Raw genomic sequence first — 17,179 nt, forward strand, 5'->3', positions numbered from 1 at the left:
ACAAAAAGCAACCGGAGGGCAACGGTTCGGCCGGCGCCAATATATGCCGGCCGGCTCTGCCAGCCAACGTAGACGAGTTGCTTGTACAGCCCGGAGCTACGGGCTGTACAGGCAAAGACGTTTACGACCACTCGTCTTTGGCAGTTCGCTTGCGAGCTGTTTTAGCTCCATATCCCAACTTTTGTCATTCGGGGGCGGTTCAAGCTCATAGGCCCCCGGTGGCCCTTTTTTACAGCACCCAGGGCATGGAGAATCAGGTCGGTAGACAGCAGATAACAGATAAACCATTTGCGAAGGGATGATGGATATGGGAAGCAAGGAGAAGCTGGTACTGGTCGGGAACGGGATGGCTGGAGTCAATGCCGTCGAGCATTTGCTCAAGCTGGCGCCCGGCAAATATGACGTGACGATTTTCGGTAGCGAGCCGCATCCGAACTACAACCGGATTTTGCTCTCTTACGTGTTGGCCGGGGATTCCAAGGTGGAGGACATTGTGATTCATCCATTTGAATGGTACGAAACGAACGGCATTACTTTATATACAGGTCAAACGATCACAGACATCGATACGGCGGCTCAGACGGTCACCAGCGATAAAGGCGTGACCGTTGCTTATGACAAGCTGATTCTCGCGACCGGCTCCAATCCGTTTATGCTCCCGTTGCCGGGCGCGGATAAAGAGGGCGTCATGGCGTACCGCACCATCCGCGACTGCGAGCTGATGATGGAAGCGGCGGCCAAATACAAAAAAGCCGTTGTGATCGGCGGAGGCTTGCTCGGTCTCGAAGCGGCGCGCGGCTTTCTCAATCTCGGCATGAAGGTCGATGTCGTTCATATTTGCGATACGATCATGGAACGCCAGCTTGACCCGACGGCTTCGAAGCTGCTGCGCGAGGCTTTGGAGGCGCAGGGCATGAATTTCCTGCTCGCCAAGCAATCGGCGGAAATTATCGGCGACAAGCGCGTGACCGGGCTCAAATTCAAAGACGGCAGCGTGGCTGAAGCCGATCTGATCGTCATGGCGGTGGGCATTCGCCCGAATGTAGAGCTGGCCAAAAAAGCGGGTCTGGATTGCAATCCCGGCATTCTCGTCAATGATTACCTGCAAACGAGCGTGCCGAACATTTACGCCGTCGGCGAATGCGCGATGCATCGCGGCGTTGCTTACGGGCTGGTTGCCCCGTTGTATGAGCAAGGCGCTGTGCTGGCGAAGCATTTGGCCGAAGTGGAAACCGGGCCGTATGAAGGCTCGATCGTGTATACGAAGCTGAAGGTGGCCGGTGTGGATGTGTTTTCGGGCGGTAGCTTTACAGAAACGGAAGGCTGTAAAACGATCAAGGTGCTCGATGAGTTTTCCGGCATATACAAAAAGGTCGTAATACGAGATAACCGCATTGTCGGCGCGGTGCTGTTCGGGGATACGGCCGACGGCACGCGGCTTATGCAAATGATTCGCGAGGGCACGGACATTAGCGGCATGGAGAAAACAGCGCTGCTGCGCGACGGCTCGGAGAAGGGCGGCGCTGCCTCGGGCGTAGCGGAGATGAAGGATGACGCGATCATTTGCGGCTGCAACGGGGTAACGAAGGGTGCGATCTGCTCGGCGATTCGCGAGCAAGGGCTGACGACGGTGGAGGAGGTCAAGAACTGCACGACCGCTTCCCGCTCCTGCGGCGGCTGCAAGCCGTTGGTCAGCGACCTTTTGGCCTATACGCTTGGCGATTCCTACGATCACTCGGCGAGCAAAGAAACGATCTGCGGCTGCACCGACCACACGCGGGATGAAGTGGTGGCTGCGATTCGCGACAAGGGACTGACCCATGTGCGCGAGGTGATGAATGTTTTGGGCTGGAAGCACGAGGAGGGCTGCTCCAAATGTCGTCCTGCGCTGAACTACTATCTGGGCATGATTCATCCGGGCATTTACAAGGACGACAGCACCTCGCGTTTTGTCAACGAGCGGATGCATGCCAACATTCAGAAGGACGGTACGTATTCGGTGGTCCCGCGGATGTACGGCGGCGTGACCAATCCGTCCGACTTAAAGCGCATTGCCGAGGTTGCGGAAAGATTCAACGTCCCGACAGTCAAGCTGACGGGCGGACAGCGCATCGATCTTCTGGGTGTGAAAAAAGAGGATCTGACCGCGATGTGGGAAGCGCTCGACATGCCCTCCGGTTATGCCTACGGTAAGGCACTGCGCACGGTCAAAACGTGCGTCGGCGAGGAGTTCTGCCGCTTTGGCACCGGCGATGCAATGGGCGTCGGGATCGCGATGGAGAAGCGATTTGAGCGGCTGAATACGCCGGCCAAGGTGAAGATGGCCGTCTCCGGCTGTCCGCGCAATTGCGCCGAGTCCGGCATCAAGGATCTGGGCGTCGTCTCGGTCGACGGCGGCTGGGAGCTGTATGCAGGCGGCAACGGCGGGGTAAAGGTGCGTGTCGGCGATCTGCTCGTGACCGTGAAGACAGAAGCGGAAATCATCGAATACATCGAGGCGTATTTGCAATATTATCGCGAAACCGGCAAATACGGCGAGCGCACGAGCGAATGGGTAAACCGCCTGGGCATCGAGCATGTGCGCGGGGTTGTAAGCGACGCTGATCAGCGCAAGGCGCTGTGCGAGCGGATGGAGCTGGCCCTATCGGTGACGAAGGACCCGTGGAAAGAAGCGATTCAAAGCGAAAAAATTCAAAAGGACCTGTACCAAGTCGTTGAGTTGAAATAATGGCAGGACATTCGGAGAGGAGAGAGGGACATGATCGTGAAGGAAGAGCAACTGGTATGGGTGAAAGCTGTTGCGTACGAGGAGCTAGCGGTGAATACAGGGCGCACGGTCCGCTACTGCGGAGAAGAAGTCGCATTGTTCAAGCTCAGCAGCGGTAAGCTGCAAGCGATCCAAAACCGCTGTCCGCACAAGGACGGCGTGCTGGCGGAAGGCATTGTGTGCGATGAGCATGTGTTTTGTCCGCTGCACGATCGCAAAATTCATCTGCCGTCCGGTCTCGTCCAGCTGCCCGATACGGGCTGCGTTCGAACGTACACGACGAAGCTGGAGCAAGGCGACGTCTATATCGGCTTTCCTAAGGCGCAGGAGCTGGCGGGCTGATCGGAGACAGGCGCAATTCAACATGATGAGATGCGGGAGGTGATGAGCGGTGAAAACGCCGATGTTGATGATACCGACAGCTTCCCACTGCTGTTTTTGCAGCATGCAGTGCGGCATGCTGGTGATGCCCAGCGACAAAGGAACGGGGCTTGTGATCAAGCCGAGCCCCGATTTTCCGGTCGCAACCGGCAGGCTGTGCCAGAAGGGCCTGAACGCACTTGAGCATGTGCAGCATGCGGACCGGGTTACGTTGCCGCTCGTGCGCGCCGGCTACTGGCAGCGGCAATCCGCAGCGCGTGCAGCGGGAGTGGTCCAGACGTTGCCTGATAGCGGTTATGTGTCCGCAAGCTTCGGCTCAGGTGCGAACGCTGCGCATGACGCGCCTGCTGCCAGATTGCTCGCAGCCGCTGCCGAAGCTTCCGTGTCGACGGCCGAACGGTCCGCTGGACCAGCCACGGCGTCTGTCGGGCTGCCATATGCCGCTGCCGGCGATTCATGGCGCTCACTGAGCTGGGACGATGCCCTTGCAGGCATTGCTGCCGAGATCAAAGCGCTGCAAGCCGAATACGGCAACGACGCAGTTGGCGTCTATGGCGGGGGCTCTTTGACCAATGAGGTCAGCTACTTGCTCGGCAAGTTCACCCGCGTTGCTCTGCGTTCCAAATATATCGACTACAACGGTCGTTACTGCATGTCGTCGGCAGCAGCGGCCAGCAACAAGGCGTTTGGCGTCGACCGGGGAATGACGATGCCGCTGTCGGAAATTCCACAGGCCAAATATATCCTTCTGGCCGGCACAAACATTGCCGAATGCCAGCCGACGATGACCCCTTATTTATTGGAAGCGAAAAAAAACGGAGCGGTCATCGTCACCATCGATCCGCGCAACACGATGACCTCCAAAATCGCCGACATTCACGTCCGTCTGCAGCCTGGCTTTGATTCCGTGTTCGTAAACGGCTTGCTGAATGTCATAGTGACAGAAAAGCTGTACGACGCCGCGTTTCTGGAACAGCGGACATCGGGCTTTGAGGAGCTGGCAGCTGCGGTCAAGCCTTTCACGCCCGCGCGCGTGGAGGAGCTGACCGGCGTGCTGGAAGGCGTTGTGCGGACGATTGCCCGCGGTTTTGCCAAAGCGGAAAGCGGCATTGTCATGACGGCTCGCGGCTTGGAGCAGCAGGTCAACGGTGTGGAAAATACGCAAAATTACATCAATCTGGCGCTGATAACCGGCAAAATCGGCCGCAAAGGCTGCGGTTACGGCGCTGTAACCGGCCAAGCGAACGGGCAGGGCGGACGCGAGCATGGGCAAAAAGCCGACCAGCTGCCGGGTTACCGGCTGATCGAGAATGAAGCAGACCGCGCTTACGTTGCCGGCGTCTGGGGCGTCGACCCGGGCGAGCTGCCGGGCAAGGGCGTATCGGCCTACGAGCTGCTGCAAAAGGTGGACGAAGGCGAGATTCAAGCGCTGATTGTTCTCGGCTCCAATCCGCTCGTCTCCAGTCCGAACAGCCGGATGGTCGAGCGGGCGCTGCAGAAGCTCAAACTGCTCGTAGTTATCGACATGTTCGAGACGGAGACGGCCCGATATGCCCATTGGCTGCTGCCCGGCTCCTCGTTTCTCGAAGGCGAGGGGACGTTGACGAATCTGGAGGGCCGGGTATTTCATCGGCCGCAAGCGTTGGCGCTGCCCGGCGAAAGCAAGCTCGATTATCGGATTCTGTGCGAGCTGGCTGCGGCGCTGGGGCGCGGGGCCTTTTTTCAATACAACGGCATTGAAGACGTGTTTAACGAGCTGACGCGGGCGACGGCGGGCGGCAAGGCGGATTACAGCGGGATCACGTATGAGCGGCTCCAGCGGGAAAAAGGCGTGTTTTGGCCGTGTCCTTCTCCGGACCATCCCGGCACGCCGCACATGTTCGAGACGACGTTTGCCCATCCGGACGGCAAAGCACGGCTTTTTGGCATAACGCCGAAAATGCCGGCCGAGCCGATCGACGCCGACTACCCGTATGTGCTGACGACAGGACGTGTCGGCAGCCATTATTTAAGCGGTGCGCAAACGCGGCGGACGGAAGCGCTAAATAAGAAAAATCCCGTGCCGGTGGCAGAGATTCACCCGTGGCTGGCCGGTCGGATCGGGCTTGGCGTGGACGGCAAAGTGCGCATTACAAGCCGGAGAGGCTCGCTTGTATTTCCAGTGAAAGTAACCGAAGGCATTCAGCCCCGCACTGTTTTTGTGCCCTTTCACTGGGGGGAGGAGCTGTCGATCAACAAGCTGACCAACGGAGCGCTGGATCCGACCAGCCGGATGCCGGAATTTAAAATTTGCGCTGTACGTGTGGAACGGGTTGCAGATTAACGATAAAAAGGAGCGTACGGAGGTCAGCGAAACTGATCTTCCGAAACGCTCCTTTTATTGCTGTCGTACCGCGGCTCAGGCTCATGAAAGCCGTCCGGCTTTGCCTGCTGCAGACCGCAGACGGCAGACCGCAGACGGCAGACCGCAGACCGCAGAGCGCAGACCGCAGATCGCAGATCGCAGACGGCAGATCGCAGACCGCAGACCGCAGACCGCAGACGGCAGACGGCAGACCGCAGACCCTAGACTTCATGCGCGCGTCGGGTTCTCTTTGTTGCGCATGCGGACGGAACGACTGCTTTACCGGGAGGCGCTCCGTAGGGGGCCGTTAAGCATCGCTTACTGCAGCTGACTGGGCCACAGCACATAGCTGTTGCGATCGCGTTCGGCGCCGAGCCGCTGGAGAAGCTCGCGCTCAGGTGCGTCGGCGATACGCACGCCGTTCCAAGAGTCGACGACGATTTTGCGCAGCGATTGGGAGCGCAGAAACAAACGGAACATTGATTTCAAACGCTCGAGCGCTTGAGCGGCATCGTCTTCGGCTAACGTATCGGCAGCGGTGCTTTCCCGAGCTTGCGGCGAAAAGGCTGATCCTGCGTCTGCCGACAGGCTCGGGTCGAGGTCCGAACTGCGATCCGGCCGGATTGTGAGCGTGGGGCCTGCTGTTGTGGCGAGCGCGGCATGGCTCATGCTGTATATGCGCCGTCCGTTATTTTCGATCCAATACAGCCAGCTTCCGCCTTGGACCAGCAGAAAATTGCCGTTTTTGCGGGCGAAGGTTGCGCCCTTGACGGACGGCCACGGCACGATCAGTCCAAACGGGTTGGCCGGATCAAGTGCGCAGATGAGCGTCGGCTCGCCGGCAGGAACGGTATTTGCGGGCAACGTGCGGCGCAGCCTATCGAGAAACGTCTTGGCGGCGAACTGCAAGGCAGGCAGGTCGCGGATAAACAAACCGCGGACGACAAGGCCCCACAGCTCCAACTGGCGCAGGGCAGGCAGGTGGACATCCCATGTATAGGGCGAATAGGCTTCGGCTACATCCTTGGTCATGATGCCGAAGCGGTCGAGCAGATGGCGCGTCCATAGCAGCGCAGCCGCTTCCCGGTCATAGGCCCGGTCGGCAGTCGTTTCCAGCGCATACCAGCGGCCCAGGCCGGACTGGAATTTGTCGCCCTTCGGGGCGCTGCGTTTCGCTGCAGCAGCGTGAAGGCGCAGCGGCGCGAACTGGTCGTTGGCGATACGTCCGTCCCAGACCAGATCCAGCAGCTCGCCGAGCAGCGCGGACGGCGGTTGGCCGGCTTCCAGACTGAGTCTGCTCAGGAAGCTCGCGCCCTTGCTGCGGATCAGCTCCAGCAGCGCCGGGCGGGAAGGGGGACGAAGCGCCGCTCGCTCCAGACAGGGAGCCAGCAGCAGCTTGCCGTCGGGAGAATCTTGAAGAAAGAAGGCGATTCGGCCTTCTTTTTCTTCCGGTTCCTGACGCCCTACCCACACCAGCTCGCCGGAGGCGCAGAGCAGATCAAGCTCCTGCTTGCGGTAGCCGGTCTGCCGCGAAGGCAGAAGCACGGATTCCCAGAGGGAAACCGGCAGGAATAAGCCCTCGAGACTGCGCAACGCTTCGCGGAGTCCTTCGGTTCCCGGCGCTGCGCTGCGGCCAAGCTGCTCGCGCAATGGCATGGAACGCCAGTAGTCGAACGGAGAAACCGCGTCTTCGGCGCGCCGGTATGCCTCCAGCGACATGCGGATGAGCCGTGAAGCGATTTTGCCGCTTGTCCACAATCCCTCGTCTTCGCCTGCAGCGAACGGGGCCGGCTGTACCGCGCCCGAAGCAGCCGTCGACTGAATCCAGTTGGCTGCTGCCGTTGCGTCAAGCCCGTACCGCTCAGCCAGCGTAGCGGCAGTAAACGACAGCACGCGGTCGGCGTACCGCTGCAGGATAAAGCTTTGCGCGAACGCGGAAACGTGGACATCGGCGTAAAGCTCGCGCTCATCGCTGCTGATATAGCGCGATTCGCCGCCACAAGCGACCGCTTGCGCCCGGCGGTCAGTGAGCAGCGCGTCCAGCCAGCCGTCGAGCTGCTCCGCGGGAATCGCCCGCTCCAGCTCGGCTCGCGAGCTGTCGCCCTGCTCCTTGAGCAGCCGCAGCAAGCTGTCCGGTCCGTCGGGCGCTGCGGCGTGCGCGGGAGTGCCGCGCTCCAGCCGCGCGGCTTCGGCGGCGAGCACCTGCGGATCGATCGCTTGCCGCACCGCTTCCGGGCCGAATACCTCTGCGGCTAACTGCCGGCTGAATCCAACGAGCTCCAGCTGCAGGTCGCGCGGCAGCGCATCCGATTCGTACAGCTTTGTCTGTACGTAATCGGCTTGAAAAGCCGCAGCGAGCGGCGAAGGGTACAAGCTGTGACGTACAGCAAACGTCAGTCTGCCCGCCGCGGCTTCGGTCAGCAGCGTCTGCAGCCGCGCGGCGTCAAGCTGCTCTTCGAGGCATTCGCGCACGGCTTCCTGCAGCAGCGGGAAGCGCTCTTTATATGGAAGCGATGCTTTGAGCAGCTCTTCGCTGCGCATCCGCTTTTTCCACGCCGGCATGCGCTCAAAGCTGCGCGAGAGCAGCAGCGAGGTCTCGGCGAGCCGTGAAAAGGCGGCGGCGAACATGGGCGAGCCGGCTACGGCTTCGCTGAGCAACTGCTCAGCTTCATCGGCGCGCAGCGCAATCAACTGCTGCGTAACGGCGGCGATTTGTCCGCTGCCCTCCAGCCGCAGCACCAGCTCAATGCCATTATCCTTGGCATTGGAGTACAACGGCGTCCAGCCGTGAACGCGCAGCTTGCTTTCGAGCGCCATTAACCAGGCGCGATTCAATCTGCGGCCGAACAGGCTGTGCAGGACGATGTGCGTTTGCCCATGCTCATCGGCGAAGCTTTCCAGCACGACGGTCCGGTCCGTCGGTACGGCGTGGGCCGCCATTTGGCTGCGCACAAAAGCGATGAGCTGGCTGCCCGCCGCGGCGTCCATGAAGCATTCGCTCATGAGCCAGCTTAATGCCGCCGCGTCTTTGGCCTTGCGGCTTGCGTCTGCTGCTCCAGCTTCGGTTGCCGCTTCCGCTTCGGTCGCCGGTCCGTTCAGAGCCAGGGCTGCGTCCGGGGCATCCTCGGCGCTATCCTGCAAGGAGTGTTCGCTGTGTTTTTCCTGCGGATCGGAGCTGGCTTCAGGTTTGCCGTTTGCGGCCGCCGCCCGTTCGCCATCTTGCGCTTCAGACAGGCCGGTGAAGCCGCCTTCGTCCAGGCTGCCCCTCAGCCGTTCACTCAGCTCGCGCCAAAGCCGCCCGGTTTCCGCTCCCAGCTCAAAAGATCGGCTGCCGGCTTCGCCCCGCCAAAACGGAATTTCACTGTAGCGGTTTTCCGACTCGCTGACATAGACCCGCTCCGGGCGAATGCGCACGATGCGCCAGGACGAGGTGCCGAGCTGGAACACGTCGCCAACGGACGACTCCTGGATGAATTCCTCATCCAGTTCGCCGAGGCGCAGCCCGGACTCATTGTGATGCACGGGATATGCCGTGCTTTGCGGGATGGTGCCGGCTCCTGTCAGGGCGGCGACGGAGGTGACCGGCAGCGCCCGCAAGCGGTCGGCGTCGCGGTCCCAGGCGATAAGCGGGCGCACGAACGGATACAAGCCGGAGAGCACGTCCAGCATCGCCGTCACTTTGTCGCGAGACATGGCGCGGAAGCTGTCGCTCTGCCCGAGCAGGCGCAGCAGCTCGGGCAGCTCCCATTCGTCGCCGCCGGCCATCATGGCGACGATTTGCTGCGCGAGCACATCGAGGCTGCCGCGCGGCACGCGGATGGCCTCGATGTCGCGAGCGGCGATGCGCCGCCCGAGCACGGCAAGCTCGGGCAGGGAGCTGCGGCTGCGGGCCAGCAGCACGCCGCGGCTGACGCCGCCGACGGAATGGCCGGCGCGTCCGACGCGCTGGATGCCGGCAGCGGCGCTTTGCGGGGAGTCGATCTGGATGACCAGATCGACATGCCCGACGTCGATGCCAAGCTCCAGCGACGAGGTGGCCACGAGGCAGCGCAGCTCGCCGGCTTTCAGCAAACGCTCGACCTCCAGCCGTTTTTCCCGGGCAACGCTGCCGTGATGGCTGCGCGCCAGCTCATACCCGGCATGGTCGTTCAGTCGCAGCGTCAGCCGTTCGCACAACCGGCGGCTGTTGACAAACACAAGCGCCGCTCTGCATCCTTCCATGACTTGAAGAATGCGCTGCACCAGCGGCGTCCAAATGGCCTCGCGGTCAGCGCCGTATCCGGGACGCACAGGCTCGGGAACCGTCAACAGCAGGTCGTATCGCTTGTCCGCCGCACTTTCAACGATAGCAACCGCTCGCGGCTGACCGTTCGTCCAGCCGCCGAGATAGCGCGCCACCCGTTCGATCGGCTTTTGCGTCGCCGAGACGCCGATGCGCTGCGCGGGTCGTCCGCACCAAGCATCCAGCCGTTCGAGGGTCAGCGATAGGTGCATGCCGCGCTTATCGGCTGCCAGCTCGTGGATTTCATCAACCACAACCTGCCTGACCGTTCGCAGCATCTGCCGCGCCCGGGGCGAGGTGAGCAGCAAATAAAGCGATTCCGGGGTCGTCACCAGCACATCCGGCGGATGCTTGAGCATCGAAGCGCGCGTGCTTTGCGATGTGTCGCCTGTGCGGACGCCAACGGAAATGCCGGGCCAAGGGGCGTCGTCTGCGCCCTTGGCGCTTGTTGGACTCGTATCGGATACTTCTGCAAGAGGGCGCCCCAACGTCTGGAGCTCGGCTTCCGCTGCAATTTCCTGCATGAAACCGAGCAGATGATGGTGAATGTCGTTGTTCAAAGCTTTTAACGGCGTGACGACGAGTACGCGAACGCCAGAAGCGTAGTCCTTCGCAGAGCTACGCTTTTCTTGCACAACGCCGTCCAGACAGGGAAGCAGGGCGGCGAGCGTTTTTCCCGACCCGGTTGGCGACGAGATCAAGATGTGCCCATCCCCGGCTATTTGCGCCCAAGCCTGCTGCTGCACGCCGGTCGGCAGACCGAACCGTTTGGTGAACCAACTGCTCAGTACGTTATCAAATCCAAAATCCGCTGCGTGTTTATCCCGCATGGCGAACCCTCTTTCCGGTTGATCTTTGTCTTCAACATAGCATAATGCCCGCAAGCATGCCAGCTGAGAGCCAAGAGCAAGTGGGGCAAAGGGGGAGGGCCGTCTTATGGCGAACAAGCGCTCAGGCCCTTCGCTCTTTGGAGCAGGTCTCATGGAAAAACGTCTATCGTCTGCTGGGCCCTCAAAGTCCGCCCAAGCCGCCCTCCGCGTCCGCCTAAGCAGCTCGCTCCGCGAGCGCGTCCAACCGCGTCCGCCTGAGCAGCTCGTCCCCCGAATCGCCGCCCTCCACGTCCGCCTAAGCGCTCGCTCCGCGAGCGCGTCCAACCGCGTCCGCCTGAGCAACTCGTCCCCCGAAGCACCGCCCTCCGCGTCCGCTCAAGCAGCTCGCTCCGCGAGCGCGTCCAACCGCGTCCGCCTGAGCAGCTCGTCCCCCGAAGCACCGCCCTCCGCGTCCGCTCAAGCAGCTCGCCCTCCGCGCCGCCGCCTGCCGCGTCTGCTCAAGCCACTCGCTCCGCGAGCGCGTCCAAGCACGTCCGCCTGAGCAGCTCGTCCCCCGAAACGCCGCCCTCCGCGTCCGCTCAAGCCACTCGCTCCGCGAACGCGGCCATCCTCGTCTGCCCAAGCAGCTCGCCCTCCGCGCCGCCGCCTGCCACGTCCGCCCGAGCCTCCCGCCGTCCGCACCGCCGACTCCATCGCACCTCCCCCGAAGTGCCTTGGCCGTTTATTGGCCGCCGCTTCACAGCCCCGCGCCAACGCGGCGGACTCGTTGCGACCCCGTCGCTCCCTCCAGAGCGGCAATCCCTGAAATCCCGCGCCCCATGCGCGATCTGGGGTTTTTATCTTCTTCCGAAAACCCCAAGAATTGGAAGGTAAAACTGACAAAATCTTGTTGCTTTATGTCGAAAGTAGTCGAATTTATATTTAGAGTGTAAACATTAACAAAAAATGCATCATTGAAGAAGGAAATTGTCGGTTCTTGGTGAATAACTCCTAGTAACACTACGGCATTCAGGAGAAAAGGTAGGATCGGATGGAGAAAACACACTTTTTTAAAAATGTGCTAAGCTCAGATTCGATTGCGGAATCGCTGGAACACTTACGCGGCTTCTCCAAATCATTTTTGGGCAGTGAGCAGATTTGTGTACTCTTGTGGAACAAAAAGCACGGAAGCGATCAGGTGGATGTGTATCACACGAATCTTTCCGACGCTGAATTGACCAGATTGAAGCGTATCGCGCTGCACACGGATTTGTTCGCAACGATTCCCGAAGGCGGCAACCTCGTATCCGCCATTTCTCCGGAGTTTGCCGATTCCTCCTTCCAATCGGTTTTCGCGTTCCGCTTGCTTGGCGATACCTGCAGCGGCGTGTTGGCCTTTTGCTTTGAGGAATTGGTGCAGCCTCCCGAGGACGCCTTGGAAGTGTGCAACCTGATCCGGCTGCATATGGAGCATCTGATCGAAAAGATTCATTTTCGAAGGCAGCTCCTGCAGCTTAAAACGTATGAAAATTTAGTCAATACGCTGCGGATCAAAGATGCTTTTACCGTGAACCACTGCTACAACGTATCGTTCTACTCCGCGCTGCTGGGCAATCGGCTCGGGCTGCCGTTTCCGATTATGGAGCAGCTGAAGATTTCGTCTTTGCTGCACGATATCGGCAAGCTGGCGATTCCCGACAGTATTTTGCTCAAGCCAGGCAAGCTGACCAATGAGGAATTTCAGGTCATCAAGAAGCACCCGGTGCTCGGCTACGAGCTGCTCAAGGAGTACCCCGACGTCGAGCCGATGCTGCCTGTCGTTCGCTGGCATCACGAGCGGATGGACGGTCTGGGATATCCCGACGGGCTTACCGGCGATCAAATTCCGCTGCAGGTGCGCATTGTGAGCCTGGCCGACGCCTTCGACGCGATGACGTCAACCCGGGTTTACCGCTCCTCATTAAGCATTGAAGAGGTGAAAGAACAGATGCTGATGCATGCAGGGACTCAATTCGACGAGACCCTGATCCATGCGTTCATGGATGTACTGAACGAGCAGAAAAAGATGAAGCTGCTCCAATCGTTTGAATGAAAGGTGGATCATGGATAGTGAAGAAACGCATTTTACTCGTAGACGATGAACCGCACAACCTGGAGATCTTACGCATTTTTTTAAGATCGTTGAACTACGACATTTACGAGGCCGAATGCGGGGAACAAGCTTTGCTTATGGTGGATCAGGTACGCCCGGACGTCATCCTGCTCGATGTGATGATGCCCGATCTTTCAGGCTTTATTGTGGCCAAACGCTGGCGGGAGCGCCCCGATTTCAACATCCCGATCATTTTCCTTTCGGCCAAGGTGCAGAAAGAGGACATGATGCTCGGCTTGCAGCTCGGCGCAACCGATTATTTGACCAAGCCGTTTGACCTCGATTTATTGGAGAAAAAAGTTTCTATCGTGCTCGAGCACCGCGCCAAGCTGCAGGAGCTGCAGAAGGAGAACGCGCATCTGTCCGCGCTCGCGTATATCGATTCGTTAACCGGTTTATATAATCGCACGTATTTAACCCACGTCGAGCAGCTTGCCGCCAGCGGCCAGGGCCGCAGCTTCGTCAAGGCGATGATGGTCGACGTGGACCATTTTAAAGACATCAATGACAATTTCGGTCACTTGGTCGGCGATCTCGTGCTGAAGGAGACATCCCGCGTTATTTTATCCCATATTGATACTCACCAGGACCTTGCCTTTCGTTACGGAGGGGACGAGTTTTTAGTGCTGTTCGGAAAAGGAGAAGATGCCCTGCGGCTGGCGAACGCCATTTTGCAGGACGTCACAGGGCTTGCCATTCAAACCAACTGTGATCAGCTGGTGCGCGCCACGGTAAGCATCGGCTTGTCGGCGGAAGCGCCGCAGCCGGAATTGGCCGCTGTTATCGCCAGTGCCGATAACGCCCTGTACAGCGCCAAGCACCACGGACGAAACCAGGTATTCGGATGTTAACCTATGAGGAAAAAGAGGGTGGAGCCATGCAGCTGAAGAGCTATCAAAAACTGTTTCATATGACGAAGGTCATCAACTCCAAGTTCGAGCTGTCGGAAATCTTGCAGGTGCTGGTCGAAGCGATCGCAAGCGAGATTGCGCAAGCCGATCTGGTCGGATTTTTTCTCAAGCAGGAGGACGGTACGTTCCGCGGCTACAAAGGCAACAAGCTGCCCGTGGACATTACGGAGCTGGTTATCGATCCGGAGACCGACGCGTTCGTGCGGGATATTCTTACTTCCGGCGATCTGGACTACATTCCCGACACGAGCCTCGACCTGCGTCCTGATCAAGCCAAGGTGCAATTGCTGAAAATTCAATCCTTGCTGGGCATCCCCGTCATCGTGGAGGATGACGTGTTTGGGCTTGTTTTTGTGCACGATTTCGGAAAGTCGATGCGGGTGACCGAAGAACAGATTAAGGTGACGGAAGCGTTCGTGATCATGGCGAGCGTGGCGATCCGCAATTTCCAGATGTTCGAGCAGCGGCAGCTTTTACTGGAGCGCCAGCAGCTGCTTTTGGATGCGACGAACGCCTTGTCCAACTCGTTTTCCGTGGGCGAAGTGCTCAAGACCTGTTTTGCCTATATGAAAAAAGCCGCGGGTTCGCCCGATGTGAGCACCTATTTGTATAACGAAAAGGAACGCGCGCTCTACCCGTTTCATATTTCCTCGGAAAACGTGCCTGAGCCGGAATGGCGGGAGAAGCATCGTCGGGGCATCAATATGAGCATTGACGTCGACCGGCTGTTCTATGAAGTGATCGTGCATAAAAAAGCGATTGCCATCACCGACGTATTCGCTGATCCGCGTCCGAATCATGAAGCGCTGCGCAGCTTTGGCATTCAAAGTCTGCTCGCGATTCCGCTTGTAGCCAAAGGCGTTGTATTCGGGGCCATGGTCATTCCGGCGATTGGCGCTCCGCGCACGTATACAGAAAGTGAAATTGAATTTTGCCAGTCGATTGCCGATGTTAGCGCCACCGCGTTGTCGAACGTCATGCATACGGAAAATCTGGACAATCTGGTCAAAGAGCGCACGCTGGAGCTGCAGCAGGCCAACTTCAAGCTGGAAGGGCTCGTCAAGGAGCTGGAACAGCTGAACGAGTTGAAAAATGATTTTATCGCTTCGCTGTCACATGAGCTGCGCACGCCGATTACCGCGATCAAGGGCTCGGTTGATATTTTGAAAAAAGGCATTCTCGGCGAGCTGAACGCGGCCCAACTGGATTTGATGGACACGTCCAACAAAGCGATTGAACGGCTGCTCAATCAGGTGAACGAGCTGCTGGATTTCGCCAAGCTGGAAAGCGGACGCTTCGAGCTGAACGAAACTATTGCCGCTGCAGACGACATTCTCATCGAAGCGTCGCGAATTATGGAACCGCTGATCGAGAAAAAGCACCAGACGCTGGTGCTGGAGAGCGCAGGCGACGTGCTGCTGAAGGCCGATCACCAGCGCGTGCTGCAAATTTTGCTCAATCTCATTTCCAACGCCAACAAATTTACGCCGGAGCACGGTAAAATTACGATTCGCTGCTCGATGCGCGAGACAGGGCTTGTCGTAGAAATTCAAGATACAGGCATGGGCATACCGCAGGAAAAACAAAAATATATATTTACCAAGTTCTATCAAGTTAATAATCAGTTGAAAGGGACCGGTCTGGGGCTGGCGATTTCCAAGCAGCTGATCGAGCTGCATGGAGGGCGCATCTGGTTTGAAAGCCAAGAGGCCCAAGGCTCGTTGTTTGCTTTCACGCTGCCGAAAGAGAGGTTGGTGCAACATGCGGGCAATTGAAGCGGCGCTGCGTGGACTCAGCGCTCAAGGTATCCGGTACGTCTTTGGCATTCCAGCGGGCTCAATTAACGCGTTATACGACGCCTTGCTGGATATGCCGGAATTGCAGCCGATTGTCGTGAAGCATGAAACGAGCGCAGGGTACATGGCCTCCGCCTACACCCGCATTACCGGCATTCCCTCCATCTGCGTCGGCTCCAGCGGGCCGGGTGCAACAAACCTGGTAACACCGGCAGCTCACGCCTGGCGCGAGAAGCTGCCGGTGTTATTCATCACCGGGGCGGTGCCCACGTCGAAGCTCGGCAAGGGGGGCGCGCAGGAGCTGGATGCCGAGCCGATTTTTGCCCCGGTGACGAAGCTCAGCACGACCGTGCTGGACGCGAAGCTGCTGCCGCAGACGATCGCCGAAGCGCTGCATACGGCGCAAAGCGGCATCCCCGGGCCGGTGCACGTCGCCATCCCCATCGATATCCAGATGACGGATATCGGCGAAGGAGCAGCGGCGGCCTTCCCGTACCAGCCGCCGCTGCAGCTGCAAGCGCCCGACCCGGCGCTTGTCGTCGAGGCCGGCCGGCTCGTGCTGACGGCCGGCGAACGCGGCGCCCTGCTGCTCGGGCATGGCGCCAAATCGGCCGCGGCCGCGGTGCGGCGGCTCGCGGAGACGACCGGGTGGCCGGTAGCCACGACGCCGCGCGGCAAAGGCGCGTTCCCGGAGGACCACCCGCTGTCCCTGGGCGTTTACGGCCTAGCCGGCAACGCCCAAGCCGTGGAGCACCTGAACGGGCCGATGCCCGAGGTGCTCCTGGCGATCGGCACCAGCCTGGGCGAGCTGGCGACGGGCAACTGGGCCCCGGAGCTGGTGCGGGGCAAGCGATTGATCCATATCGATTACGACGTTGCGGAATTCGATAAGATGTATAAAGCCGCGCTCAACCTGTGCGGCGACGCCCGGCAGAGCGTAGAAGCGCTGCTGGATGTGATCAAGCCGGTAGAGAACAGCGATTGGCCGCTGGTTGCCGACCAGTCGGCGGCTGCGCTAGAGGAGGAAGCGTCGCTGTGGAACACGCAGGCGGCGATTTGCAAGATCGGCGCGTTCGCGCCGGACAACGCCCGTTTTTATCTCGATATCGGGGAGTTTATGACGTATTCCCTCCAAAACCTGCGTGTTCGCGATACGCAGGATTTTGATATCGACATTAATTTCGGTGCGATGGGCTCGGGCATTGGCGGGGCATTGGGCGCGCAGCTTGCCGAGCCTGACCGTCCGGTCATTTGCATTACGGGCGACGGCTGTTTTTTCATGCACGGCATGGAGGTGCTGACAGCCAAGGAATACGGCTTGCCGGTGCTGTTTTTCGTCATCAACAATGCGCGTCTTGGCATGGTGTATCACGGCCACATGCTGCAGTACAAGCGCTGCTTGAACGATTTTTCCCAAAATCGTACCGATATTGCGGCATTGGCGGCCACGCTCGGCTTGCGTTATGCGCAGGCGGCTTCGCACGAGCAGTTCCAGGCCGAGCATATGGCAGATTGGCTGGAGCACCGCGAGCCGATGGTGGTGGAAATCGTCGTTGACGGCAACGAAGTGCCGCCGATGGGCGAACGCGTCAAATTTTTGCAAGGCGCTACGTACTGACAGGCCTGGCTTGACGGACATCCGTTTTTGACAATCGAATAAACGCGTTAGCTGATGTGAAAAACCCTCTCCACTTGCCTTTTACGGGCGAAGCGGAGAGGGTTTTTGCATTTTTGCCT

Annotated in this window: 8 protein-coding genes; 7 read left to right on the plus strand and 1 reads right to left on the minus strand. The window is 59.4% G+C overall.

The annotated features are described in order from the left end of the window. Positions 1–307 precede the first annotated feature (307 nt). The 3 genes from nirB (at position 308) to B5M42_RS04550 (ending at position 5,471) form a co-directional block, all read left to right on the plus strand. The gene (gene nirB / locus B5M42_RS04540) at positions 308–2,728 is read left to right on the plus strand and encodes a nitrite reductase large subunit NirB (RefSeq protein ID WP_134757132.1); all 2,421 of its coding nucleotides are present in this window, start codon (positions 308–310) and stop codon (positions 2,726–2,728) included. 30 nt (positions 2,729–2,758) lie between these two features. Continuing rightward, complete coding sequence (nirD, locus tag B5M42_RS04545; RefSeq protein WP_134757130.1) at positions 2,759–3,109, plus strand: nitrite reductase small subunit NirD; 351 nt, start codon at positions 2,759–2,761, stop codon at positions 3,107–3,109. Between the two features lie 61 nt (positions 3,110–3,170). Then, positions 3,171–5,471 (plus strand): molybdopterin oxidoreductase family protein, encoded by a 2,301-nt coding sequence (locus tag B5M42_RS04550; protein ID WP_456238742.1) that lies wholly within the window; start codon positions 3,171–3,173, stop codon positions 5,469–5,471. A gap of 339 nt (positions 5,472–5,810) precedes the next feature. Here B5M42_RS04550 and B5M42_RS04555 read toward each other — a convergent pair whose 3' ends face one another. Then, positions 5,811–10,604: a DEAD/DEAH box helicase gene (locus B5M42_RS04555; protein ID WP_134757128.1), complete on the minus strand. Its 4,794-nt coding sequence runs from the start codon at positions 10,602–10,604 to the stop codon at positions 5,811–5,813. A 1,030-nt stretch (positions 10,605–11,634) separates the two neighbouring features. On the opposite strand from B5M42_RS04555, the gene B5M42_RS04560 reads away from it, so the two are divergent. The 4 genes from B5M42_RS04560 to B5M42_RS04575 are packed head-to-tail and all read left to right on the plus strand — an operon-like array spanning position 11,635 to position 17,060. Next, positions 11,635–12,675, plus strand: a complete 1,041-nt coding sequence (locus B5M42_RS04560) for an HD-GYP domain-containing protein (protein ID WP_134757126.1) — start codon at positions 11,635–11,637, stop codon at positions 12,673–12,675. Positions 12,676–12,692: 17 nt separating this feature from the next. Then, on the plus strand, positions 12,693–13,586 hold the full coding sequence (locus tag B5M42_RS04565) for a diguanylate cyclase (protein ID WP_167690304.1): 894 nt from the start codon (positions 12,693–12,695) through the stop codon (positions 13,584–13,586). 26 nt (positions 13,587–13,612) lie between these two features. Beyond that, the gene (locus B5M42_RS04570; protein ID WP_167690302.1) at positions 13,613–15,421 is read left to right on the plus strand and encodes a GAF domain-containing sensor histidine kinase; all 1,809 of its coding nucleotides are present in this window, start codon (positions 13,613–13,615) and stop codon (positions 15,419–15,421) included. Next, positions 15,408–17,060 carry a thiamine pyrophosphate-binding protein gene (locus tag B5M42_RS04575; RefSeq protein WP_167690299.1) on the plus strand — a complete coding sequence of 551 codons (1,653 nt, stop codon included), beginning with the start codon at positions 15,408–15,410 and terminating at the stop codon, positions 17,058–17,060. Before B5M42_RS04570 ends, B5M42_RS04575 begins: the two co-directional genes overlap by 14 nt. The last annotated feature ends 119 nt before the right edge of the window (positions 17,061–17,179 follow it).

Source organism: Paenibacillus athensensis (assembly GCF_004514475.2).
In the GTDB taxonomy this organism is placed as follows: Bacteria; Bacillota; Bacilli; order Paenibacillales; family NBRC-103111; genus Paenibacillus_AL; species Paenibacillus_AL athensensis.